Consider the following 21,697-nt stretch of genomic DNA (forward strand, 5'->3'; position numbering starts at 1 on the left):
GCATTATGCGTCAAAAATTGCGTCAAATCAGTTTGGTATCCGTCGGTGTAGTGGCCGGCGTGTTGGTCAGCGTTGGAATCAGCGCAGTGGCCCAACGGCAGCAGCCCGAAGCGCTGCCCTTGAGTGAGCTACGCCAGTTCACCGAAGTTTTTGGCGCGATCAAAAGCTTTTACGTAGAGCCCGTGGGCGATGACAAGCTGTTCAACGGCGCGATCAGCGGCATGGTGGCCAACCTGGACCCGCATTCCAGTTATCTGGACGCTGAGGCTTTCAAGGAATTGCGTGTAGGCACGCAAGGTGAATTTGGCGGCTTGGGCATTGAAGTGGGCACCGAAGACGGCTTTGTGAAAGTGATTTCGCCAATTGAAGACACTCCCGCCGCAAAAGCGGGCGTGAAAGCCGGCGACTTGATCGTGAAGATTGACGACAAACCGACAAAAGGCATGAGCCTGTCCGACGCCGTTAACCTGATGCGCGGCAAACCCAAAACCGAAATTCGCCTGACCTTGCTGCGCAAAAATGCAGACAAACCGATCGAAGTGAAGATTATTCGCGACGTTATTCGGGTGCAAAGTGTGAAGTCGAAAATGCTGGACGATGGCATTGGGTACGTTCGCATTACCCAGTTTCAGGAACACACCGGCGAATACCTGGTGAAGGCAATTAACACCCTGCAAACCAAAACCCCCATGAAGGGCTTGGTACTCGATTTGCGCAACGACCCGGGTGGCTTGCTTAACGCTGCAGTCGGCGTTAGTGCGGCCTTTCTTCCACAAAATACCTTGGTTGTATCCACCGATGGCCGCACCGAAGATTCTCAGCGCAAGCTGGTGGCCGGGCCCGAGGACTACTTGCGTGGCCGGGAAAAAGATTATTTGAAAGAGCTCAGCCCAATCGCCAAAACGGTGCCGATGATTGTGGTGGTGAATGGCGGCTCGGCCTCGGCTTCTGAAATTGTAGCGGGCGCCCTGCAAGACCACGGCCGTGCCAAAGTGCTGGGAACCCAGACTTTCGGCAAGGGCTCGGTACAAACCATTTTGCCGCTGAACAACAACACGGCCATCAAGTTGACCACTGCACGCTACTACACACCGAGCGGCCGCAGTATTCAAGCCAAGGGCATTGAACCCGATTACGTGGTCACTGAAACCCCCGAAGGCGACATTGTTGAACGCGTTCGCGAGGCCGACCTGACCCGCCACTTGAGCAACGAGAAGGGCGAGGAAACGCCAAGCTCGAAAGGCTCAGACACCAACAAAAACGCGGACATGAAGCCAATCGTTTTTGGCGACAAAGACGACTACCAGCTACAACAAGCCTTGAATTATCTAAAAGGCAAGCCTGTTGTGCAAAACCGCAAGGCTGCTCAAACCGCCAACGCAGGCAAGTAAGAAGCAGCCCGGCATGGAACTGCGCGATCTGAATGACGAGGAGTTACTTCGGTACTCCCGTCATATTCTTCTGGATGAAATCGGTATTGAAGGGCAATCACGCATTGCCGGTGCCAAGGTGCTGGTGGTGGGCGCAGGCGGACTGGGATGCCCCAGCGCCCTGTACCTGGCCAGTGCGGGCGTGGGTACCATTTACATTGCCGATGACGACGAGGTCGACCTGACCAACCTGCAACGGCAGGTGTTGCACACCACTGCCCGTGTTGGCATGGCCAAGGTTGAGTCCGCAAAAACCCACCTAAATGAACTCAACCCTTGCAGCACTATCGTGCCCATTCCCCACCGCCTTGAGGGTGAGGAGCTGGAGCAACTGGTTGCGAAGGTCGATGTGGTGCTGGACTGTTGCGACAACTTTAAAACCCGCCATGCAGTGAACCGCGCCTGCGTGAAGTTTGGCAAGCCCTTGGTATCGGGCGCTGCCATTCGGCTGGACGGTCAACTGGCCGTGTTCGAATTGAATAATCCTGAGGCGCCGTGCTACCACTGCCTGTTTCCGGAAGGTGACGATGTTTCTGAGGTTCGCTGCGCCACCATGGGTGTGTTCGCCCCCCTCACTGGCGTAATCGGCACCCTGCAAGCCAGCGAGGCACTGAAAATTCTGGCTGGTTTTGGTCAACCCATGTACAGCACCCTGCAAATTTACGATTCGCGCAGCTGCGAGTTCACCAAAATGAAAATTCGCAAAGACGCCAAGTGCGGGGTTTGCAGCCAGTAAAACGTTGGGGCGGCTAAAATTTTGCGGTGCGAATTGCTTCAAACTGGCGTATTCGATGTTTGACTTTGCCAGTGAGCTGCCGGGGTTTGAAACCCAAGCCCGGAAAGGTGATCCAGCTGGTCTGAATACCGTGCCTTGCCGCTTGTTGCAGGTGTCCAAAGGTGTCGTCGACCAGCATGGCCCGCTTGCCCTTTAATTTGCTTTTCAGGTTTGGCCAAAGTATGGCGGCGGGCTTGGGCCGCCAGGTTTGATGAACCACCATGTCTTCGATCGCGACAACGGCGTGTAGATGTTTGTACAAACCCATTTCCTTGCACAATGCAACGGCATAGGCGCGGGGTGCGTTGGTCAGCATGATGCGCAGGCCGGGTAACTTGCTCAAACGGTGGGGAACGCTGCCGTGGCGAGAACTGAGTTTTTTCAAACCCTCGAAACGGTGTGTGCTGGCCAGAAAATGATGGGGATTTGTCTTGTGATGGCGCATCATGCCCAACAGGGTTGCACCATAACGAAGCCAGTAACGGGTGCGTAACTCGCTGGCTTCTTGGTGCTCCAACTCCAGGTGCTCGGCCAGATAGCGTGTCATTTGCCGGTTGATCTCGGGCAGAATGTGGGTAGATGCATGATGAAGGGTGTTGTCCAGGTCGAGCAAATACACTTTGCCGGACAAACCTGCATGGGGACGACGAATATAACGAATGCGCAAAACGAATGAACCTGAAGTTAAGTTTTCATCCTGAATTTTGTCAGGGCACCTTGTGCCATTCTGACACCGCCCTGCGGTGCGGTCTAGACAACAACTGCCCACCCGAGTTGCTGGTCAACCTGAGCCGGCTGTCTGCCTTGCTTGGGAGCATTCAGCGGTCCCTGAATATTGGTCATGGTGCGTTAAAGATCAACAGTGGTTTCAGGGCTGAAGCCCTGAACGAGAAGGTAGGTGGTGTGCCCAATTCGCAGCATTGCATGGGCCTGGCGGCCGATGTGATTTGCCCTGAATTTGGTAGCCCCTGCGATTTGGCCTTGGCAATTGCACAATTGCCATGTGAATTTGATCAACTGATTCTGGAATATGGCAAATGGGTGCACGTGTCGGCTGCGCCTTTGGGCCAGGAACCCAGGCGGGAATGCTTGAGCATTTTCAGCAAAGACGAAGGTTATCTGGAAGGTATTGTGAAGCGATGAACAACTTAAGAAAAACAACATTCAAAATGACCTTGGCTGCATTGCTCAGCATGGGCTTTGCAAGCGGCACTTGGGCTGCCGATGCAAGTTGCAAAGGCATGGGAAAACAGGTGATTGACTCGGACCTGCGCTTTTCACTGACCCACAGCCAAATTCCCGGGGAACTGGCAATAAGCACCCACAAAATGCGTGTGGCTGGTACGCAATACAAACTGCAGTCGACTTCGCAGGCAAAAGGTTTTTTAGCCTTGCTTTATTCAGGTCAACTGACCCAAAAAAGCGAAGGGCTTGTTGATTCGCAATTGGGCTTGACCCCCTTTTACTATGCTGAACAACGCGGCAAAAAACCGGTTGCCGAAAGCATGCTGAACGCAGAAACCCAGCAGGTTGTGTTCAAACGCAACGGGGAATCTGCACCCTACGAGAAAGGCCTTCAAGACCGAATCAGCATGATTTATCAAATTTCAGCGCGTTTGCGCTGCAATGCAGACCTGAATATCGGAGACACCCTGGAGATGCGTGTGATGAGCACGGGCCGGGTTGCCAAGGAAGTGTTTGTGCTGAAAAAACTGGAAGACCTGACATTGGACCTGGGCAAAGGTGAACGCAGGGTCAGCACGCTGCAATTTGAGACCAAACCCGAAGAAGCAGGCGACGAAATTGTGCGCATTTGGTATGCCAAAGATTTGAAGTGGCAGCCCGCAAAAATCGAGATTCAGGACGCTGATGGCAAGGCTTTGACTCAAACCTTGATTTCAATAGGCTCTTAGCCGTTCGCGGGCACGCGTCGAAGCAAATTGGGGTCGGCGCCAAGAATCGGCAAGTTCACTTGATGGCGTTGACCACTGCGCCGCATGACTGCGAAGGTTGGCCCCACCTCTTCGAGAGTCCAGCCATTGGCAACTTCATCGCCCACACGCTTTGACTGTGCGGGCTGACCTTCAATTGACATGACAGCGGCACCTTTGCCTTCGCTGTTGGCAAAAATCCCCAACAAATTCACAGAGGGTGGTGTCAAACCACCCGCGGTCTCGACACCCATTAACCGTGCTTCCGGGGACTGGTCTATTTGATATTTCGCTGAGGCCTGTGCGGGCACAGCGGGTGCGACCACAGGCGCAGGCGCAAACAGTTTAATAAGCACCCACACCGCCAGGCCCACGGCACCTAGCCACAACACCATGCGCAAAGCCTGAACAAGCCTTGGCGATAAGCTGAATTGGGCAACCGGGGTTTTCAATGCAAGTTTCATGGGGCAAAGTGAAGTGACACGCTGAAAAGCATCATAACCTGCGAAAAGGCAGAAATTCAAAAAAAAACCGGACAACCCGCAAGGGTGCCCGGTTTTTAAGCCATGCTTCAAGGGTTGTCGGTGATATGAATCACCCACACCAGCAGTATGCTCATGCAAGAACACCTACGAAAGACCCTATTTACGTGACAAAGATAATGGTTTTACTGGTTACCCGAAAGCAAGGGGGTTGTTGTGCTGGTGGCAAGGGTGAGGCGGGCTGCTGTCAAATATTCATAAAATAGGTGTAACCTTCGACAAGGATAATTCTGGATCTTCTCTACGGTTGTATATGAAAAAACTAAATTCGCTTCAAAGCAAAAAATCAAACAAGGGTTTTACCCTGATTGAAATCATGGTTGTGGTCGTTATTCTGGGAATTCTGGCAACGCTGGTGGTTCCGAAGATCATGGGACGCCCTGACGAGGCCCGCGCTGTTGCGGCCAAGCAAGACATTGCGTCCGTTATGCAGGCGCTCAACCTGTACCGCCTGGATAACAGCCGATACCCCACCACGGAACAAGGCCTGCAGGCTTTGGTTACCGCCCCCACCACAGAACCAGTGCCACGCAACTACAAACAGGGCGGCTATTTGTCTCGTTTGCCGGTTGACCCATGGGGCAGCAGCTACCAGTTTTTGAGCCCGGGCATTAACGGTGAAGTGGATGTAATGAGCTTTGGCGCAGATGGCAAGGCCGGCGGCGAGGGCGTGAATGCCGACATTGGTTCCTGGAGCCTCTAAGCAGGGTTTTACCCTGCTTGAACTGCTGGTGGTGATCGTCGTTTTGTCGATCGCCGCTGGGCTTATTGTAGTGCGCGGCACCCCTGGCGACTCCAATTACCTGGAGTCAGACGCCAAGAAACTGGCACAGCTTCTTCGGATTGCGCAGCAAGAATCGCTTCTCAAATCCAAAGACATTCGTTTTGTTGCGGGCGATGAGGGCTATGCCTTCGAGGAATTCACGGGCAGCCGCTGGGTGCCTGTGACGACCGAACCCCTGTTGCGGCCGCGCCAGTGGGACAACGGCCCTTTTAAAGTAACCTTGATCAACGAGGGACTTGAAAACCGCTTTCTGACCCTGGAAAGCCAGACAGGCCTGAAACGCCAGGCCATTGTTCTTCAACGAAACGAGGTACAGGTGGTGCTAGAAAGCCAGGCCAGTGGCGTGTTCAAGGTGGGCAAACCCATCAGGGTGTTGAACCGGAACAACCAGAACCCATGAAGCAGCAACGTGGCTTTACCTTGATCGAAGCACTGGTGGCCATGACCATTATTGCCGTCGCCTTGATCGCATGCCTGAAAGCCGCTGGCAACTTGAACATTCAGCAAGATGAAATGATCAAGCGGCAGTATGCGCAATGGAGCGCGAAAAATGCGGCCAACTTTATTCGCGTGTCAGGCGTTTTCCCCAGCGCCCAAACCGCACAGCACGCCTGCCCACAGGGCAATTTCCGTTTTGTGTGTCGGGTCGACATTTCCAATACGCCCAATCCAAATTTTCGTCGGGTCGAAATTCAGGTTCTAGACGCATTTGAAGGCGACAAGGGCAACCAGTTGGCTCGTTTGGTGATTTTCTTGAGCAGTGCGCCATGAGCAAGCAAAAAGCCCAAGGCTTTACGTTACTCGAGGTACTGATTGCATTGGGAATCGTGTCGGTGATTTCGATTTTGTCCTGGCAGGGTTTGCAGGAGGTACTCCGCTCGGCCGGTCGGGTGACTGCTGTGGATGAACAGGTGCAAACCGTGACAGCCGTGTTTTCCCAATTGGAAAAAGACCTTGCTGCCCTTGAATTGACACTGAATGGGCCCACGCCTGAGGGCGATTTGATTGAGGTGACAGGCAACGGCTTGCTCATTCAGTTTACCCAACGCAACACCAGCGAACCTGCCTATCGTGAACGTGTGGAATGGGTACTCGACGGCGCCACGCTGTTGAGAATTGCCCGCCGCCCGTCCAACCCAGACCAAGCATCAATTAGCGAACCCATTGCCACCCGGGGCATGCAAGTGCGCTTGCTACGGGAACCGGGTGGCTGGAGCAGCCCAGTGGTGTTTGGCAACCATGTGGTGCAGGAACGCACTGACCTTGAATTGCAGGGCCCTGCACTGCAGTTGAACACCGGCACGCCAACAGCCCAACCCCCTGCAGGGGATGATGGTGAGAACCCCGGAACACCTGGCACGACGACGGGACAGGCTTTACAAAGCCTGGTACGGGCCGTTGAAATCAGTTTGACACAGCCCAACAACCAGGTGGTTACGCGGGTATTTCTGACAGGTGGGGTGTATTGATGCAACACGCGCTACAACACAGGCAACAAGGCGCCGCAGTGGTCATGGCACTGTTCATTGTGGTGCTGTGCACCCTGGCAGTGAGCCCGTTGATCTGGAATCTGTTTGCAACCGCCAAAACCATTTCAGTGGCTGCCGCCCGAGACCAGGCGGATGCTGTTAGCCGCAGTGGCGTGGACTGGGCCCGAGTTATTTTGCGTGAAGATGGCCGGGTGTCGACCACTGACACGCTGACCGAACCTTGGGCGGTTCCACTGGCTGAGAGCCGCATCAATGAAGGCTTGATGCGCAAAGAAGAAAATGCGACTGACGTGGATGACCGCGAGGTGGTGTTGACAGGCCGAATTGAAGACGCGCAGGGCCGATTTAACCTGCGCAATCTGGGCGCTGACAATTCCCGCCAAAAGACCTGGCTGGCGGGCTTTACCAAGCTAAGCGACCTGCTCAGTGTGCCCGCAGACCAGCGCAATTTGTTAGTACAAACCTTAAGCACCATGTTCATGCCCAAGCTGGCCAATCCTGAAGAACAGGGCATTGATCCAAACGCGCTGCCCATTGAACCTGCTTTGCGGTGGGAGGAGTTTCGGGGCAAGTACGGCATTTCAGAAGACACATGGAATCAGCTTCGCCCCTATGTGGTGATTTTGCCCCAGGCAAGCCAGGTGAATGCCAATACTGCATCTGCCGAGGTGCTTTACGCGGTAGTAGAAGAGATGAGTTTTAGCGATGCACAACGGTTGCTGGCTCAACGTGAAAGGGTCACTTTCCGCAATGTGGCGGATATTCGGGCTGCCTTGAATGCGAATGTGACCATAAACAATGATTTAATAACCGTGAGCAGCAATTTCTTCCTGGTGGAAGGTACTGCGCAGGTGGAGGAGGCGTTGATTCGAACCCGGGCCCTGCTCGAGCGACGAGACCAGCGCGTGTATGTGATGTGGAGACAATAATTGAATAACAACCAACCCTTGTTGGTGATTTGGTGGCCCAAAGCCCTGGACCAAACCCGCGCGGAAGAAGAAGGCCGCATGATTCGGCTGCGCTATGAAGTACTGGCCAGAAATGGCGACAAACTGCACGGTGGCGAAGAAGCGCTGAACAAACTGCCGAAAGACCTGCCCTGCCTGGTGCTGGTCAACCCCACAGAAGTGGGCCTGTTTGCCGTGGTACCCCCAAAATTGAGCGGCAACAAGCTGAAAGAGGCACTGCCTTTTCTGGTCGAGCCCTACCTGTTGAACGAGCCAGAGGAAAACCATGTAAGCCTTTGGGCGAACCTGCCCAACCACACTGGCGGTGCGAAGTTGGCTGCCGTGTTGGGAAAAATCCGGGCACGCAGCATTGTGAGTGCCTGCGCACAACAAAAGTTGAAGTTGGCCGGGCTGAGTTGCGAGACTTTGCGGGAACGCACCGGCAGCGAGGGGGCCGCCTGGTTGAGTGGGCAGGATTTCATTTTGCTCGACGGCATCGACACGCCACTGTTGACTCCCGCTGCCCAACCGGCGGTATTGAAGGTAATGCTGCAACGCCGCCTGCAACTGCTGGGTTCCCCAGTGATTGAGTTGAACAACACCGACTATGCCTGGCTTGGCAAGCAGGTCGATGGCGCCTTGGGCGAAAATAAAATTCGGGCTGCGGAACGCGCGCCCACAGAACCATTGCCCCGATTGCTGAACAAAAGTTTGCTGAATGCAGATGAACTTCGCAAAATGGGCATGCGCCCCATGGCGAATCAGGCGGGTCTTCGTAAACTGCTTGCACCAGCCTTGACGCTATTGTTCGTTGCAGTACTGGGCTTGAATGCACTGGCCTTCAAGGTTGAAAGTGCCAATGCCGCAATTGAAGCCCAAATTGCCGAAAGCTATGCGAAAGCACTGCCCAACACACCCATGGTGGCTGACCCCTTGTTGTTGATTGAACGTGAAAAACGCAACCTGAACGCCGGGCTCGACACCAGCAACGCCCAAGGTGCAAGCGCCCTGCTACACGAGGTGGGCTTGGCCATGGAGCAGGCACCGTTTAACAGCATGGTCGATTTTGCCTGGGCTGAGAACACACTGAATGTTCGGTTCAATGCCAATATTTCCGAGGACCAGCAAGGCGCGGCCCTGCAAAAACTGAAAGCGCGAAGACTGGACGCAAAGTGGTTGATCGGTGCGCAATCCAATTTGCCTGTGTTGCAGGTGAAGAAGGGGGTTGCGCGATGAAACCAAATGATTTGCTGAACAAGGCACAGGCCCAACTCGACCAGCTCAATGGCCGCGAACGAAAACTGGTGACTTACGGCGGTGCACTTGCTGCCGTGTTGATTGCCTGGTTTGTTTTGATTGAACCCGCCTTGCTGACGGTGCAACAAGGGCCCGCCAATCAAGCAGCACTGGTGGACAAAGCCGGCCAGGTAATGCGTGCCGCCGAAGACCTGGATGCGCTACGCGGTGCAAGATCGCGCGTGGTGGTGCCAGAAAGCGATTTGCAAGCCCGCCTGCAGCAACTGCTGGAGGAACAGGGAATTGCTGAGCAAACCACACTTGTTCGCACCGAAGAAGGTGACATTCGTGTGGAGTTCAACAATGTGTCGGCCAGCGGTTTTCTGGCCTGGCTGTCGCGGGCAGAATCTATTTCAAGCATCAACATGAACGTGGCTGAAGTGGAAAAGCCGGAAGCAGGTGTACTGAAAGGTTATGTCACCTTTCTGCCAGCCGCGCAGGGAAATACGGGCACGCCGCGATGAAGCTTTGGCGTAGCGGGTGGCCATTTGTATTGCTTGCCCTGGTGGTGCTGGTTTGGAATTACCCGGTGTATGCGATATCCGACAACATTGAGTCGGCCAGTGGCGGCAAGGTGCGTGTGTTGAGTAGCAGTGGCTCCGTGTGGGCCGGGAAAATGCAATTGGGTCTTTCTGATGGTTCCCGCTTGTACTCGATACCCGAGCCTGTGCAGTGGCAACTCAAGATTGGGCTTGACGGAAACTGGCTTGCAATCGCCATCGAGCATCCAAAATTCGTGCAACCTTTGCATCTGGGATTCAATGGCGCAGGTATTACTGTCAAAGGTGGCGAACTTCGCTTGCCCGCAGCCTGGCTGGGCGCAACCGGGGCGCCATTCAATACCATTCGACCCGAGGGCCTGTTGCAGTTAAGCTGGCTTGACTGGGAAAGTGGCAAGGCAGTAAATGCCACCTTGAAATGGCTGGACGCACAATCCGCGCTAGCCAGCATCAGGCCCTTGGGCGAATATGTCATCACCGTGACAGGAAACCCTGATACAAGAATAGACATGACACTGGCGACCGCCAAAGGCCCCTTGATGTTGGAGGGAACTGGCCAGTGGACAAACGGACAACGATTTGTATTCAATGGGTATGCCAGTGCACAAGAACGCAGCAAAGACGCGTTGACTGGATTGCTCAGCCAGATGGGAAGACTTGAAGGCGATCGCTATCGCTTGGGTGTATTTTGATGAAAGAAGCAAAAATAAAAGGAACAGTGAGCTTGAACACTGCACGCATGGGACAAATGAAACGCTCGCTTTTGAGTATTGCGCTGGCTTCTATGGGCCTTGGGTTGGGTGTTGCAGGCCATGCACAAAACCTGAGCCTGCAAAGCACGGCACGGGTGCAAAACAGCCAGGAAGACAAATTTGCATTGAACTTTGTGAACGCCGACATTGACGCCGTGGTGCGTGCAATCGGCTCGTTTACCAATCAAACCTTTGTGGTGGACCCGCGTGTACGTGGCACCATTTCCCTGGTTTCACCTGAACCCTTGAGTGCCGCAGATGCGAAAAATGCCCTGTTGGCAGCGCTTCGCCTGCAAGGTTTTACAATTGTAGAAAGCGGCGGTGTGGCACGCGTATTGCCCGAGAACGATGCAAAAGTACAGGCTGAAAGCGTGGACCCACGCAAGGCCATGAACCAAAGCGGCAATGCCATTGTGACCCAGGTTTTTCAGTTGAACTATGAATCGGCCACGGCACTGGTACCCGTGCTGCGCCCGCTGATTGCACCGAACAACACCATTGCGGCCTACCCCAATAACAACACCCTGGTGATCACCGATTACGCAGACAACCTGCAGCGAATCGCCCGCATTATTGCCAGTATCGATGGCCCCTATTCTGGCGACCTGGAGGTGGTGCCCCTTGAACACGCGCTGGCTGTGGACCTGGCAGCGATCCTGGCCCGCATGCTGGACGAAGGAAACCGGGGAACCGGTGCGGCAGTGGATGCTGGCCAACGTTTGTCAGTGATGGCAGACCCACGCACCAATTCACTGCTGTTGCGCACACCCAGTAAGGCACGCTTGAATTTGGCCAAAGCCCTGATTGCCAAACTGGATCAACCCACGAAGCAGCCCGGCAATGTGTGGGTGGTTTACCTGAAAAACGCGGAAGCCGCCAAGTTGGCCAAAACATTGCAGGCGGTACTAAGCAGCAGCCCGATTTCCGACAACAGCTCGTCTGGCCTGAGTTCGCAGTCCAGTGGCGGCCTGGCCGGTGGGCTGGGCGACTCATCAAACAACAGCACCCGCAACATCACCAACGGCAGCCCAGGCCTGGGGGGCGGAAGCAGTTTGGGTTCCTCACTGGGTGGCGGCACGTCCAGCGGACAACTTAGCGCGGCTTCAGGCAATGTGGACTTGAACAACGGTGGCATTGTGCAGGCAGATCCGTCGACCAACTCGCTGATCATTACCGCGCCTGAACCGATTTATCGCAACCTGCGTTCGATTATTGAGAAACTGGATGTTCGCCGCGCGCAGGTGTTTGTGGAGTCACTGATTGTTGAAGTGTCCACCGACAAAGCAGCCGAGTTCGGCATTCAGTTTCAAGGCCTGTCCGGTGTTGGAAGTGACGGAGTCAGCGTAATTGGTGGAACCAACTTTAACGCACCCGGCTCGGGCAGCAATATCTTGGGTGCAGCTGCCAATTTGGGATCAGTGGGCCGAGGCTTGAACATCGGGGTTATTGATGGGCAAGTGAACATTCCCGGCATTGGCACCATTTCCAATTTGGGCTTTTTGGCCCGCGCACTGGAAAGCAAAGCCAACGCCAACATTCTTTCAACGCCAAATATTCTGACGCTGGACAACGAAGAAGCCAAAATCGTGATCGGCCAGAACGTGCCTTTCATTACCGGGCAATTCACCAACAGCGGTGGCAACGGCGCCACGGTCAACCCGTTCCAGACCATTGAGCGACAAGACGTGGGCCTGACCTTGCGTGTAAAACCGCAGGTGTCGGAAGGCGGTATCGTGAAGCTGGGTATTTTTCAGGAAGTCAGTTCGGTGGTGGACAGCACCAATGTGTCGGGCATTATCACCAACAAACGGTCCATTGAAAGCAATGTGCTGGTTGAGAGCGGCAACATCATTGTGCTGGGTGGCCTGGTTGAAGACCGGGTAACCGGCAACGAGGAAAAAGTGCCGGGCCTGGGCGATGTGCCTGTGCTGGGGCAGTTTTTCCGCTACGACAACCGCCGTCGCCAGAAAACCAACCTGATGGTGTTTTTGCGCCCCGTGGTGGTTCGAAATGAAGACCAGGCCCAAAGCATTGTGACCAACCGATACGATTACATGCGCCAGTTGCAACAAGAGAACCAGCCCGAGCGCCGGTTTGGCTTACCGAATATGGAAGCGCCTGTGTTGCCAAGCCGCCGCCCGGCCGATGTGGCACGCCCCAATTCAGTGGCCCCGACGCAGAACAATGGTGATTCCATCAACCTGACGCCCAGCAACCGGATTCTGGTGATTCCGCGCGCGGCTGAAAGCAGCAGCAACCCCGATGTGGGTTCAAATGGTGGGCGAATCGTTCGTGGTGGCACCAATAGCAACAACACGAGCTCTAGCCCGGGCACCGCGCCCAGCGGGGGTAACAGGCCTTGAGTGAGTTGCGCTTCAACCCACAAACTGTTGGCCGCCTGCACTATGGCTTTGCGCGTCAAAACCAGGTGTTGTGCCTTGATGCACATGCCGAGCAATGGCGCCTGGCGTTTAGCCCGCGCACGCCCAGCCATGCACTGATTGAAGCGCAACGCGTGGCGCCCTGCCCCATTGACTGGGTGTTTTGCGAAGACGCAGTGGTGCTGGAAAAAACAATCAACCAGGCCTATTCCAGCCAGGAAACAAGTGCGGCAGCCGTGGCCGATGAAGTGGCTGGCGACCTGGACCTTGACCAGTTGATGCAAGACATTCCCGCCGTGGAAGACTTGCTGGAAACCGAGGACGACGCACCGATTATCCGGATGATCAATGCGCTGCTGACACAAGCCAGCCGGGATGGCGCATCCGACATTCACATTGAAGCGTTTGAGACGCATTCGGCTGTGCGATTCCGCGTGGATGGTACATTGCGCGATGTGCTGCAACCTCGCCGTGAATTGCACTCGGCGCTGATTTCCCGCATCAAGATTATGGCCAGCCTGGACATTGCTGAAAAACGCCTGCCCCAAGATGGCCGCATCACCCTGCGCATTGGCGGCAAACCCATGGACGTGCGGGTTTCTACGCTGCCCACAGGCCATGGCGAACGCGCAGTGCTGCGCTTGCTTGACAAAGAAGCGGGTCGGCTTGAACTGAGCCGCCTTGGCATGCCCGAGCACACCTTGAAAGAAATGGACCGCCTGTGCAATATGCCGCACGGCATCATTTTGGTAACTGGCCCAACGGGTTCCGGTAAAACCACCACACTGTATGCGGCACTGTCGCGGATCGATTCTTCCACCACCAATGTGATGACCGTAGAAGACCCGGTGGAATACGATTTGCCCGGCATTAGCCAAACCCCGGTGAATGCCAAAATCGACATGACCTTTGCCAAGGCCTTGCGCGCGATTTTGCGCCAAGACCCGGATGTGATCATGATTGGTGAAATCCGAGACCTGGAAACCGCACAAATTGCGGTACAAGCCTCGCTGACGGGCCACTTGGTTTTGGCCACCTTGCACACCAACGATTCGGTCAGTGCGGTAACCCGCCTGGTCGACATGGGTGTAGAACCCTTCTTGCTGTCTTCAAGCCTGTTGGGCGTGTTGGCCCAGCGCCTGGTGCGCAGGCTTTGCCCGAATTGCAAGACCAGCACGGTAGATGAACAGGGCCACACCCACTGGCATGCCAACGGTTGCGACCAATGCGGGCACACCGGTTACATTGGCCGCACCGGCGTTTACGAGCTCTTCACCATCGACGATGAATTGCGCACCATGGTGCACAATGAAAATTCAGAAGCAGAAATGCGCCAGCGTGCGCAGGCCAAAGGCATGAAGAACATGCGTGAAGACGGCCAACGCTGGGTTGAAGGCGGCACCACCACGCTTGAAGAATTGCTTCGAGTGACGCGAGACTAAAAACCCATGGCAGTTTTTCGATACGAGGCGTTAAACGCCCAAGGTAAAACAGTCAAAGGCTCGATGGAAGCCGATTCCCCTCGGGCTGCGCGCAACCAAATGCGCATGCAAGGCATGACACCCATTGAAGTCGTTGAGGTGGGCAGCGCCAAAATGACCGGCAAAAAAGCGGGCCGCTTTGATCGGGAATTGAGCAACCGTGAAGTGGTGCTGATGACCCGCCAACTGGCCAGCCTGTTGCAAGCCCGCCTGGCGCTGGCGCAAGCCTTGGCCGCACTGGTGGAGCAGGCTGAAAAACCCCTGATTCGTGAACGCATTAACAGCATTCGTTCCGAAGTTGTTTCCGGCACACCACTAAGCCAAGCCTTGGCACAGTACCCGAAAGCCTTTCCCGAAATGTACGTGGCCACTGTGGCCGCTGGCGAAAATACCGGCGACCTGGGCGGCGTACTGTCCAAACTGGCCGACGCACTGGAGGCTCGCCAGGCTTTGCAGCAAAAAGTAAGCGCTGCATTTATTTACCCGGCAATTGTTACCTTGGTCGCCTTGATGGTGGTGATCGGCCTGCTGACCTATGTGGTGCCGCAAGTGGTGTCGGTGTTTGAAAACAGCAATCAGGAATTGCCGACAATCACCGTGGTGATGATTGCGCTGTCGGATCTGCTGCGCGATTGGGGCTGGTTGATGGCTTTGATCATTGCGATCGCTGTTTACCTGTTTCGCAACGCACTGAAAAACAAAGCCTTCAAACTAAGATTTGATGAAACGGTGCTGACTATTCCTGTGGTGGGGCCCTTTATTCGTGCAGTGAATACAGCGCGCCTGGCCTCAACCCTGTCCATTTTGGTGGGCAGCGGCGTTCCCATTTTGAAGGCGCTGGCTGCCGCCAACCGCACATTGGGTAACAGCGCCTTGCAACTGGCCATGGTCGATGTACAAGAGCGCGTGAAAGAAGGCAGCGGCCTGAGCAAAGCCATGGGCAAAAGCGGTTTGTTTCCGCCCGTGCTGACCCACCTGGTCGCCAGCGGCGAGGCCACCGGGCAACTGGCTGCTATGCTGGAACGTGCCTCGGAAAGTCAGCGCACCGAGGTAGAACGCAAGGCCATGTGGCTGACCAGCCTGATGGAGCCCATACTTATTTTGGTGATGGGCCTGATTGTGTTATTGATTGTGCTGGCGGTGATGATGCCGATTATTGAAGTCAACCAACTGATCCAATGAACATACAAAGCCGAACAGAAATTGGACAAGAGACCATCCGCGTCATGCTGGTCGACGACGATGACCGAATTCAGCAAGCACTGCGACTGGCCATTGAAACCCACCCTGAGTTGCACCTGGTCGGTCAGGCCTATACGCTAAGGGAAGCGATGGCCGTGGTCAACGAATTGCAACCCGAGGTGGTGCTGGTTGACCTGGGCTTGCCCGATGGCAGTGGCCTGGAATTGATTGCCCACATTCACCAACACATGCCCGGCTGCGAAAGCATGGTGCTGACCGTGTTTGGTGATGAATCACATGTTATTTCCAGTATCGAAGCCGGGGCCACAGGTTACCTGACCAAAGACACACGCACTGCCGACATTCTTGATCGTTTGAAACAACTGCGCGCTGGTGGATCACCAATTAGCCCGGTGATTGCACGGCGACTGCTGAACCGTTTTCGCGGCGTGTCCACCCCAGACCAACTGCCTACCAGCAAAGCCACGGTGAATCACGCATTCACACCCTTGTCAGAGCGGGAACAGCAAGTGCTGGAAATGGTGGCCAAGGGTTTCATGCAAGCGGAAATCGCCGATCTTCTGGGCGTGTCCATCAACACCATCAGCACCTACGTCAAACGTATTTACAAAAAGCTGGCAGTGAATTCCCGCACCAGTGCGGTTCATCGCGCCAACGCTTTGGGTTTGATCAATCTGAAAGACTGCTGAAACAATGGCGAGCGCACCACTGACGCCCACATACAACTGGGCAAAACGACTTGCTTTGTTTTATGCATTGGCCATGCTGATTGCACTGTGTGGCGCGGCCGTGCTGTATTACCAAATCGCCAAAGCCACGCCAACCGATCCCAGTGCCATTGAATTAACCATGGCGCGCTTTGCTGCGCACACTGACTACCAAACCGAGCCACCTGCGCACTTGGCCACCGCACCCGTGGTACAGCTGCCCCACAGAATTGACGACATGCTGCGCGGCCCTGGCGGATTTTACTGGTATGAGCTGGATTTCGATGTGTTACCCGAGAGTCGTATTGAGGCGCTGTACATTCCGCGCTTTGCCATGAATGCGGAGGTGTACTTGAATGGTGAGCGCATTGGGTTTTACGGCCCGATGACCGGTGAGTTTGCCGAGCGAAACTGGAATCGCCCGCAAATAGTGAACCTTGGGGCCAATGTACTAAAACTGGGGCAAAACACCCTGGCCATTCAAGTGCGCGCCTTTCCCGACTACCTGGCTGGCTTGTCCACCATTTGGCTCGGCTCCGATGAAAACCTTCGCGAAGCCTACCGTTCACGTTACGAGGTTCAGGTGACTTCGGTCTACCTGAGCACCGCCTTTGTGTTGGGTGCCGGCATTGTGCTGACCATACTGATCGGTATGGGCAAAACCCGCAGCGGACTGCTCATGCTGCTTGCCGCCACCTGTTTTCTGTGGGGCATTCGGAACCTTGCATTTCTGACCACCGTGCCGCCATTTGAACACGGTTTGTGGATCCAGATTACCCAAGGCGGATTGTTGGTATTTGCCAGCACAATTGTATTGCTGATACTGCTTTACTGCCGGGTACCCAAACAAAGGCTGGAATGGAAAATATGGTGGGCTTACTCCCTGAGTTTTCCGGTGTTGCTAACCATCAATGAAAACTGGGCGCTGCGCCTGGTGGGTTACTACGGCATTCTCGGTTTGTGCATGTACAGCTGGAACGTGATACTGCTGGTGCGGTACGGAAACAGCAAACAATCCCTGGCGCCGCACGCTTTCGGATTCGGTTTGCTCTGCTACATGGCCCTGAGCACCTCTGACCTCCTGTTTCTCGCAGGTATTTTGGCATTTGACGGTTATTTTCTGAACCAATACATGGGCATTGCCATGTTTTTGGCCATGAGCTACTTCTTGATTGATCGCTACAGCGGTTTACTGGCTGAATCCGACAGCTTCAATGAAACGCTGCAAAACAGGCTGATGGAACGCGAAGTCGAATTGGCAACGCAGTACCTACGCATGCAGAAAATTGATGAAGAGAAAGTAAAAATGGCCGAGCGCCAACGCTTGATGGCCGACATGCACGATGGCCTGGGGGCCCACCTGGTGGCTGCAATTCACCATTTGCAGTCCTCCAACTTCAATCGGAAAAACACCTTGAACCTGCTTGAATCCGGGTTGCGGGATTTGCAGCTAACAATCGACTCGCTGGAACCGATTGAACAGGACCTCACCACCTTGCTGGGCGCTTTTCGCTACCGGATCGCCGACAATATGCGCAGTGCAGGCATACGGCTGCATTGGGTGATTGATGAAGACATACCGCCCATTCCTTACCTGGATGCCCGCAACTGCCTGCATGTTTTGCGCATTGTTCAAGAGATTTTTACCAATATTTTGAAGCATGCCAATGCCAGCGAAGTCAGCCTGCATGTTTCCAGGGGACCAAAATATGTGGGTGTTCAGATTCAAGACAACGGCGTAGGATTTGTGCTGGAAAGAAGCCAGCATGGCAGGGGCCTTAAAAACCTGAAACAACGTGCGGCTGCTTTGGGTGGCAGTATCGAAATGACCACCGAAGCTGGGCAAGGTACCCGCTTTCTGCTCAGATTACCTTTGGACACTTAAACCGGCAAATCATGAACGCGCGAGACCTTGATCACTTTGAAGCCAAGCCAATCGGCGTGATCTTGGTCGAGGACGAACCGGCCACGCAAGACCACTTGGTCCGTGTGATCGACTCCTCCCCACAATTAAAATTGCTGGGTGTGGCCAGCTCAGTTCAGGACGCGTACTCCCTGTTGTTCATGACCAACCCAAAGGTAGCCCTGATTGACCTGGGTTTACCGGACTCATCGGGCATTGAAGTCATTGAATGGCTAAGCAAACACAAACCCGAAACAGAGTGCCTGGTGATTACCGCTTTTGGTGATGAAGACCATGTGGTGAGAAGTCTTGAGGCGGGTGCAAGCGGCTACCTGCTGAAAGATTATTCAAACGACGAGTTGATTGAGCACATTCTTGAAGTGGCCAACGGTGGCTCGCCCATCAGCCCCTTGATTGCTCGGCAGTTGCTGTCAAAAATGCAAACAGCACGGCCTGCAGAAAACGACTTTGCACAAGCAAAAACCGGGCAGGATGAATCACAAAAAGCCTGCAGTATTACAGACCGCGAATTGAAAGTAATTCAACAAGTAGCCCGCGGTTTCACTGCGCAGGAAATTGCAGCGCAAATGGGAATTTCTACCCACACAGTGGCCACCCACGTGAAGCGTATCTACAAGAAGCTGCACGTGCACAGCCGGTCTGAGGCGGTGTATGAAGCCACCCTGTTGGGGCTTCTTGACCTTTGAGTCCGAATCCGGAAATCACTGATCGCCTGTTTTCCTGGCGTTTCTCCCTTCTTTTTCTGCTCACCTTGGCAGTGGCCTTGTGGGGAACATTCAAAGCCCCGTTACCCGCCTTGGGCAACGCCAACACCGAACAACAAGCCCATTTGTTTGAACAGGCCAAAGTGCTGTTCTCAAACGACGCCACGCTTAGCGCTGCAGACGTCATGTCGCTGAATACGAAAAAAACCGTGGTGCTACCCGACTCTTGGGATGTCACCCAACCCGGGTTTGAAGGGCAAGGCTGGTATCAAATTGATTTTCAGCTTGATCCGGACAAACCAGCCCCCGATTCTGTATTCATGCCCAAGGCCATCATGAATGCCCACGCCTACCTGAATGGCCACTGGATCGGCGGACTGGGCACCCTGGAAGGTGAAATTACCCGGCACTGGAATTACCCTTATCTGTTTCAGTTTTCACCCGACCTGCTCACCCCCGGCAACAACACCTTGTTGATTCAGGTAGCGGGCTACAAGAACTACCGCAGTGGTTTGGGCCGGGTTTGGATGGGGCCTCGGCAATTGCTCGAACCCATGTATGAATCGTCATACCGGTGGCAGGTCACTGGGTCCATGCTGGCCACCCTTGTGGCTTTTGTCAGTGGTCTGTTGCTGCTGGTGTTCGCGAGAATTTTTCGGGAACAGGAAGGTTTCTTGTTCTTGAGTCTTGCCGTGATTGTATTTGCCGTTCGCAACACGGGCTATTTCATGGACTGGATTCCCCTACCCCATGCACAGTGGGGCCAGTTGGTGCACAGCCTGCATGCCTGGTTTGCCTGCCTGTACGGGCTATTCCTGATTCGCTACATGCACCTGGGCTGGATCTGGATTCCCAAGGGTCTGCTGGCTTACGCAGTGGCGGTGTCGCTGATTACCTTCGCTGCGGGTAGCGATCAAATCCTGAACTTCACCTTTTGGCTGTTGCTGCCGGTCATTCCTGTGGTGTTTATATTGAATGTGCTGTTGTTGAGCCATTCCTGGCGTACACGCAATTTTGAAGGGGCCATTCTGGGTTGCAGCTCCCTGTTGTTTGTACTGCTCAGCATTCGTGATTTGGCCACCATGCTGAACTTGCTGCCGATTGAGTCAATCCTGTTGTCGCAGTACACCGGCATTTTGCTCTTTGTATCAGCCTGCTGGATTATTTTCAGGCGCTATCGCGCTTTGTTGCAAGAACTGAAAACCTCCAACGACTCGCTGAATTCCGAGTTGGCCATTCGCGAACAGCAGCTATTTCGCCAATTCAATTTACTGCGAAAAATTGAGCAGCAACGCGCACAAGACGACGAACGCCGGCGAATCATGCAAGACATTCACGACGGCGTGGGTTCCAGTTTGGTGTCAGCCCTGAACCTGAGTGAGACCAAGCCATTGGGTCAGGATGAAATGCGCGATGTGCTGCAGGAATGCCTGGACGATTTGCGTATGGCGATTGATTCCCTTGATCCCCAAAGCGATGATTTGCTTGCTCTGCTGGGCAACTTCCGGTGGCGCTACGAGCGCCGCCTGAAAGCCAGCGGCGTGAACTTGCTGTGGAGTGTCGCGGACATTCCAAAACTGGAAGGTTACAGTTCTCGCGACCTGTTCGATTTGCTGCGAATTGTGCAGGAAGTTTTCGCAAACAGCCTGAAACACGCCAAAGCCAACAAAATTGAATTAAGTGTTCGGTGGGCTGAAACCGAGGACAAGGTGTTATTGAACATTAGCGACAATGGCGTGGGCATGCCCCACAACACGCTGGGCCGTGGGCGCGGCCTTGCTCACATGAAAATTCGGGCCAAAGCCATTCGCATTGAACTTTACACAGGGCGAAACAGCCAGGGGCAAGGTGTGGCAGTGTTCATGGCCATTCCAAGATTGCGCAAAAAATAGGCCGGTCTGGCAACGCGCTTTACGCTTGTGTTTCCTGATTCAGTTTATTCCACACCGCACGGCCAGCACGGCTTATGTAGGGCTTGCCAATACTGCCGGAAATCCATGCGCCGGTTTGCACCAGTTTGTTCAGGTTCAGACCGGTTTCAATGCCCATTCCCTGCAACAGGTACACCACGTCTTCAGTGGCTACGTTGCCGGTTGCCCCCTTGGCATACGGGCAACCACCCAGCCCGGCAATCGAGCTGTGGAATGTTGAAACACCCAACTGCAAGGCTGCCAAAATATTGGCCAAAGCCTGTCCGTAGGTGTCGTGAAAATGGCCTGCCACATGTTGCAGGCCCACGCTGTAGCCAACGGCTTCAAACACCTGGCTAACACGCAAGGCCGTGCCCACACCAATGGTGTCGGCCACATCAAATTCTTGCACACCAATATCGCGAAGCCGCAAGGCCACCTCGGCGGCGCTTTGAACGGGCACTTCGCCCTGATACGGGCAACCCAGAGCACATGAAATAGAGCCGCGCAAATGAATATTGTGCGCGCGCGCCAGTTCAGCCACGGGTTTGAATCGCTCAATGCTTTCTGCAATGGTGCAGTTGATGTTTTTTTGAGTGAATGCCTCAGACGCAGCGGTGAACACCACCGCCTCTTGCACACCCGCCTCGATGGCAGCTTCAATGCCCTTCAGGTTCGGCACCAAAGCGGAATAAGACACGGTACGTCCCTGCAACTCGTTCATGGCTTGCAGCCCTGCCAACACATCGGCACCGTCGGCCATTTGCGGCACCCACTTCGGCGACACAAAAGCCGCAGCTTCCAGCCGGCGAATACCCGCCTCAATCAACTGTTTGCACAGCTCCACCTTGATTGCGGTGGAAATGGGCGTTTTTTCATTTTGAAGGCCATCGCGGGGGCCCACTTCAACCAAGGTCACTTGGGCTGGAAGTTTGATCAT

Annotated in this window: 22 protein-coding genes; 19 read left to right on the forward strand and 3 right to left on the reverse strand. The window is 54.6% G+C overall.

Translation table 11 applies throughout. The features are described from left to right. Window positions 1-2 precede the first annotated feature (2 nt). Both ACVL1J_RS01325 and ACVL1J_RS01330 read left to right on the forward strand, forming a co-directional pair. A complete protein-coding gene (locus ACVL1J_RS01325; protein WP_371717155.1) occupies window positions 3-1,391 on the forward strand; it encodes a S41 family peptidase in 1,389 nt (462 codons plus the stop codon). Window positions 1,392-1,419: 28 nt separating this feature from the next. Further along, window positions 1,420-2,166, forward strand: coding sequence for a HesA/MoeB/ThiF family protein (locus ACVL1J_RS01330; protein ID WP_491665108.1), 747 nt, complete (start codon window positions 1,420-1,422; stop codon window positions 2,164-2,166). Window positions 2,167-2,179: 13 nt separating this feature from the next. Here the strand turns inward: ACVL1J_RS01330 and ACVL1J_RS01335 are convergent, their stop codons facing one another. After that, window positions 2,180-2,872 carry an HAD family hydrolase gene (locus ACVL1J_RS01335; RefSeq protein WP_394673327.1) on the reverse strand — a complete coding sequence of 231 codons (693 nt, stop codon included), beginning with the start codon at window positions 2,870-2,872 and terminating at the stop codon, window positions 2,180-2,182. Window positions 2,873-2,877: 5 nt separating this feature from the next. Between ACVL1J_RS01335 and ACVL1J_RS01340 the strand changes: the two genes are divergently transcribed. Continuing rightward, window positions 2,878-3,348 (forward strand): D-Ala-D-Ala carboxypeptidase family metallohydrolase, encoded by a 471-nt coding sequence (locus ACVL1J_RS01340; RefSeq protein WP_491665072.1) that lies wholly within the window; start codon window positions 2,878-2,880, stop codon window positions 3,346-3,348. Beyond that, window positions 3,345-4,118 carry a DUF3108 domain-containing protein gene (locus tag ACVL1J_RS01345; protein ID WP_491665073.1) on the forward strand — a complete coding sequence of 258 codons (774 nt, stop codon included), beginning with the start codon at window positions 3,345-3,347 and terminating at the stop codon, window positions 4,116-4,118. The genes ACVL1J_RS01340 and ACVL1J_RS01345 overlap by 4 nt, the downstream gene beginning before the upstream one ends. On the opposite strand, the gene ACVL1J_RS01350 is transcribed toward ACVL1J_RS01345, so the two are convergent. Further along, window positions 4,115-4,600 (reverse strand): type II secretion system protein N, encoded by a 486-nt coding sequence (locus ACVL1J_RS01350; RefSeq protein WP_159568006.1) that lies wholly within the window; start codon window positions 4,598-4,600, stop codon window positions 4,115-4,117. The genes ACVL1J_RS01345 and ACVL1J_RS01350 overlap by 4 nt on opposite strands. A 331-nt stretch (window positions 4,601-4,931) precedes the next feature. Here ACVL1J_RS01350 and gspG point away from each other — a divergent pair, with 331 nt between their 5' ends. Genes gspG through ACVL1J_RS01425 form a run of 15 tightly spaced genes read left to right on the forward strand, consistent with a single transcriptional unit; the run spans window position 4,932 to window position 20,739 of the window. Beyond that, window positions 4,932-5,381 (forward strand): type II secretion system major pseudopilin GspG, encoded by a 450-nt coding sequence (gspG, locus tag ACVL1J_RS01355; protein WP_491665074.1) that lies wholly within the window; start codon window positions 4,932-4,934, stop codon window positions 5,379-5,381. Next, on the forward strand, window positions 5,353-5,862 hold the full coding sequence (locus ACVL1J_RS01360; protein WP_341237113.1) for a prepilin-type N-terminal cleavage/methylation domain-containing protein: 510 nt from the start codon (window positions 5,353-5,355) through the stop codon (window positions 5,860-5,862). Before gspG ends, ACVL1J_RS01360 begins: the two co-directional genes overlap by 29 nt. Continuing rightward, on the forward strand, window positions 5,859-6,233 hold the full coding sequence (gene gspI, locus ACVL1J_RS01365; RefSeq protein ID WP_394673324.1) for a type II secretion system minor pseudopilin GspI: 375 nt from the start codon (window positions 5,859-5,861) through the stop codon (window positions 6,231-6,233). The genes ACVL1J_RS01360 and gspI overlap by 4 nt, the downstream gene beginning before the upstream one ends. Further along, window positions 6,230-6,931, forward strand: coding sequence for a PulJ/GspJ family protein (locus ACVL1J_RS01370; RefSeq protein WP_491665075.1), 702 nt, complete (start codon window positions 6,230-6,232; stop codon window positions 6,929-6,931). Before gspI ends, ACVL1J_RS01370 begins: the two co-directional genes overlap by 4 nt. Beyond that, complete coding sequence (gspK, locus tag ACVL1J_RS01375) at window positions 6,931-7,881, forward strand: type II secretion system minor pseudopilin GspK (RefSeq protein ID WP_341237115.1); 951 nt, start codon at window positions 6,931-6,933, stop codon at window positions 7,879-7,881. Before ACVL1J_RS01370 ends, gspK begins: the two co-directional genes overlap by 1 nt. Next, on the forward strand, window positions 7,882-9,135 hold the full coding sequence (gene gspL, locus ACVL1J_RS01380) for a type II secretion system protein GspL (protein ID WP_341237116.1): 1,254 nt from the start codon (window positions 7,882-7,884) through the stop codon (window positions 9,133-9,135). Beyond that, entirely contained in the window at window positions 9,132-9,659 is a 528-nt protein-coding gene (locus tag ACVL1J_RS01385) for a type II secretion system protein M (RefSeq protein ID WP_341237117.1), read from the forward strand. Before gspL ends, ACVL1J_RS01385 begins: the two co-directional genes overlap by 4 nt. After that, entirely contained in the window at window positions 9,656-10,387 is a 732-nt protein-coding gene (gspN, locus tag ACVL1J_RS01390; RefSeq protein ID WP_159567998.1) for a type II secretion system protein N, read from the forward strand. Before ACVL1J_RS01385 ends, gspN begins: the two co-directional genes overlap by 4 nt. A gap of 26 nt (window positions 10,388-10,413) precedes the next feature. Continuing rightward, complete coding sequence (gene gspD, locus ACVL1J_RS01395) at window positions 10,414-12,810, forward strand: type II secretion system secretin GspD (RefSeq protein WP_491665076.1); 2,397 nt, start codon at window positions 10,414-10,416, stop codon at window positions 12,808-12,810. After that, window positions 12,807-14,270: a type II secretion system ATPase GspE gene (gene gspE / locus ACVL1J_RS01400; RefSeq protein WP_341237118.1), complete on the forward strand. Its 1,464-nt coding sequence runs from the start codon at window positions 12,807-12,809 to the stop codon at window positions 14,268-14,270. The genes gspD and gspE overlap by 4 nt, the downstream gene beginning before the upstream one ends. A 6-nt stretch (window positions 14,271-14,276) precedes the next feature. Continuing rightward, a complete protein-coding gene (gspF, locus tag ACVL1J_RS01405) occupies window positions 14,277-15,491 on the forward strand; it encodes a type II secretion system inner membrane protein GspF (RefSeq protein ID WP_159567995.1) in 1,215 nt (404 codons plus the stop codon). Further along, the gene (locus ACVL1J_RS01410) at window positions 15,488-16,201 is read left to right on the forward strand and encodes a response regulator transcription factor (RefSeq protein WP_341237119.1); all 714 of its coding nucleotides are present in this window, start codon (window positions 15,488-15,490) and stop codon (window positions 16,199-16,201) included. Before gspF ends, ACVL1J_RS01410 begins: the two co-directional genes overlap by 4 nt. A gap of 4 nt (window positions 16,202-16,205) precedes the next feature. Then, the gene (locus tag ACVL1J_RS01415) at window positions 16,206-18,104 is read left to right on the forward strand and encodes an ATP-binding protein (RefSeq protein ID WP_341237120.1); all 1,899 of its coding nucleotides are present in this window, start codon (window positions 16,206-16,208) and stop codon (window positions 18,102-18,104) included. An 11-nt stretch (window positions 18,105-18,115) separates the two neighbouring features. Then, entirely contained in the window at window positions 18,116-18,829 is a 714-nt protein-coding gene (locus ACVL1J_RS01420; RefSeq protein ID WP_341237121.1) for a response regulator, read from the forward strand. Further along, complete coding sequence (locus ACVL1J_RS01425) at window positions 18,826-20,739, forward strand: sensor histidine kinase (RefSeq protein WP_341237122.1); 1,914 nt, start codon at window positions 18,826-18,828, stop codon at window positions 20,737-20,739. The genes ACVL1J_RS01420 and ACVL1J_RS01425 overlap by 4 nt, the downstream gene beginning before the upstream one ends. Before the next feature lie 19 nt (window positions 20,740-20,758). Here ACVL1J_RS01425 and ACVL1J_RS01430 read toward each other — a convergent pair whose 3' ends face one another. After that, window positions 20,759-21,694, reverse strand: coding sequence for a hydroxymethylglutaryl-CoA lyase (locus ACVL1J_RS01430; protein ID WP_491665109.1), 936 nt, complete (start codon window positions 21,692-21,694; stop codon window positions 20,759-20,761). Window positions 21,695-21,697: the final 3 nt, after the last annotated feature.

The organism is Limnobacter sp. G6BE5S, assembly GCF_058448965.1.

Coding starts and splice junctions, on each gene's coding strand:
- ACVL1J_RS01370 (WP_491665075.1), top strand. CDS start 6,230: ATGAGCAAGCAAAAAGCCCAAGGCTTTACGTTACTCGAGGTACTGATT.
- gspI (WP_394673324.1), top strand. CDS start 5,859: ATGAAGCAGCAACGTGGCTTTACCTTGATCGAAGCACTGGTGGCCATG.
- ACVL1J_RS01360 (WP_341237113.1), top strand. CDS start 5,353: ATGCCGACATTGGTTCCTGGAGCCTCTAAGCAGGGTTTTACCCTGCTT.
- ACVL1J_RS01410 (WP_341237119.1), top strand. CDS start 15,488: ATGAACATACAAAGCCGAACAGAAATTGGACAAGAGACCATCCGCGTC.
- ACVL1J_RS01345 (WP_491665073.1), top strand. CDS start 3,345: ATGAACAACTTAAGAAAAACAACATTCAAAATGACCTTGGCTGCATTG.
- ACVL1J_RS01350 (WP_159568006.1), bottom strand. CDS start 4,600: ATGAAACTTGCATTGAAAACCCCGGTTGCCCAATTCAGCTTATCGCCA.
- ACVL1J_RS01415 (WP_341237120.1), top strand. CDS start 16,206: ATGGCGAGCGCACCACTGACGCCCACATACAACTGGGCAAAACGACTT.
- gspK (WP_341237115.1), top strand. CDS start 6,931: ATGCAACACGCGCTACAACACAGGCAACAAGGCGCCGCAGTGGTCATG.
- ACVL1J_RS01385 (WP_341237117.1), top strand. CDS start 9,132: ATGAAACCAAATGATTTGCTGAACAAGGCACAGGCCCAACTCGACCAG.
- ACVL1J_RS01340 (WP_491665072.1), top strand. CDS start 2,878: ATGAACCTGAAGTTAAGTTTTCATCCTGAATTTTGTCAGGGCACCTTG.
- gspN (WP_159567998.1), top strand. CDS start 9,656: ATGAAGCTTTGGCGTAGCGGGTGGCCATTTGTATTGCTTGCCCTGGTG.
- gspG (WP_491665074.1), top strand. CDS start 4,932: ATGAAAAAACTAAATTCGCTTCAAAGCAAAAAATCAAACAAGGGTTTT.
- ACVL1J_RS01420 (WP_341237121.1), top strand. CDS start 18,116: ATGAACGCGCGAGACCTTGATCACTTTGAAGCCAAGCCAATCGGCGTG.
- gspF (WP_159567995.1), top strand. CDS start 14,277: ATGGCAGTTTTTCGATACGAGGCGTTAAACGCCCAAGGTAAAACAGTC.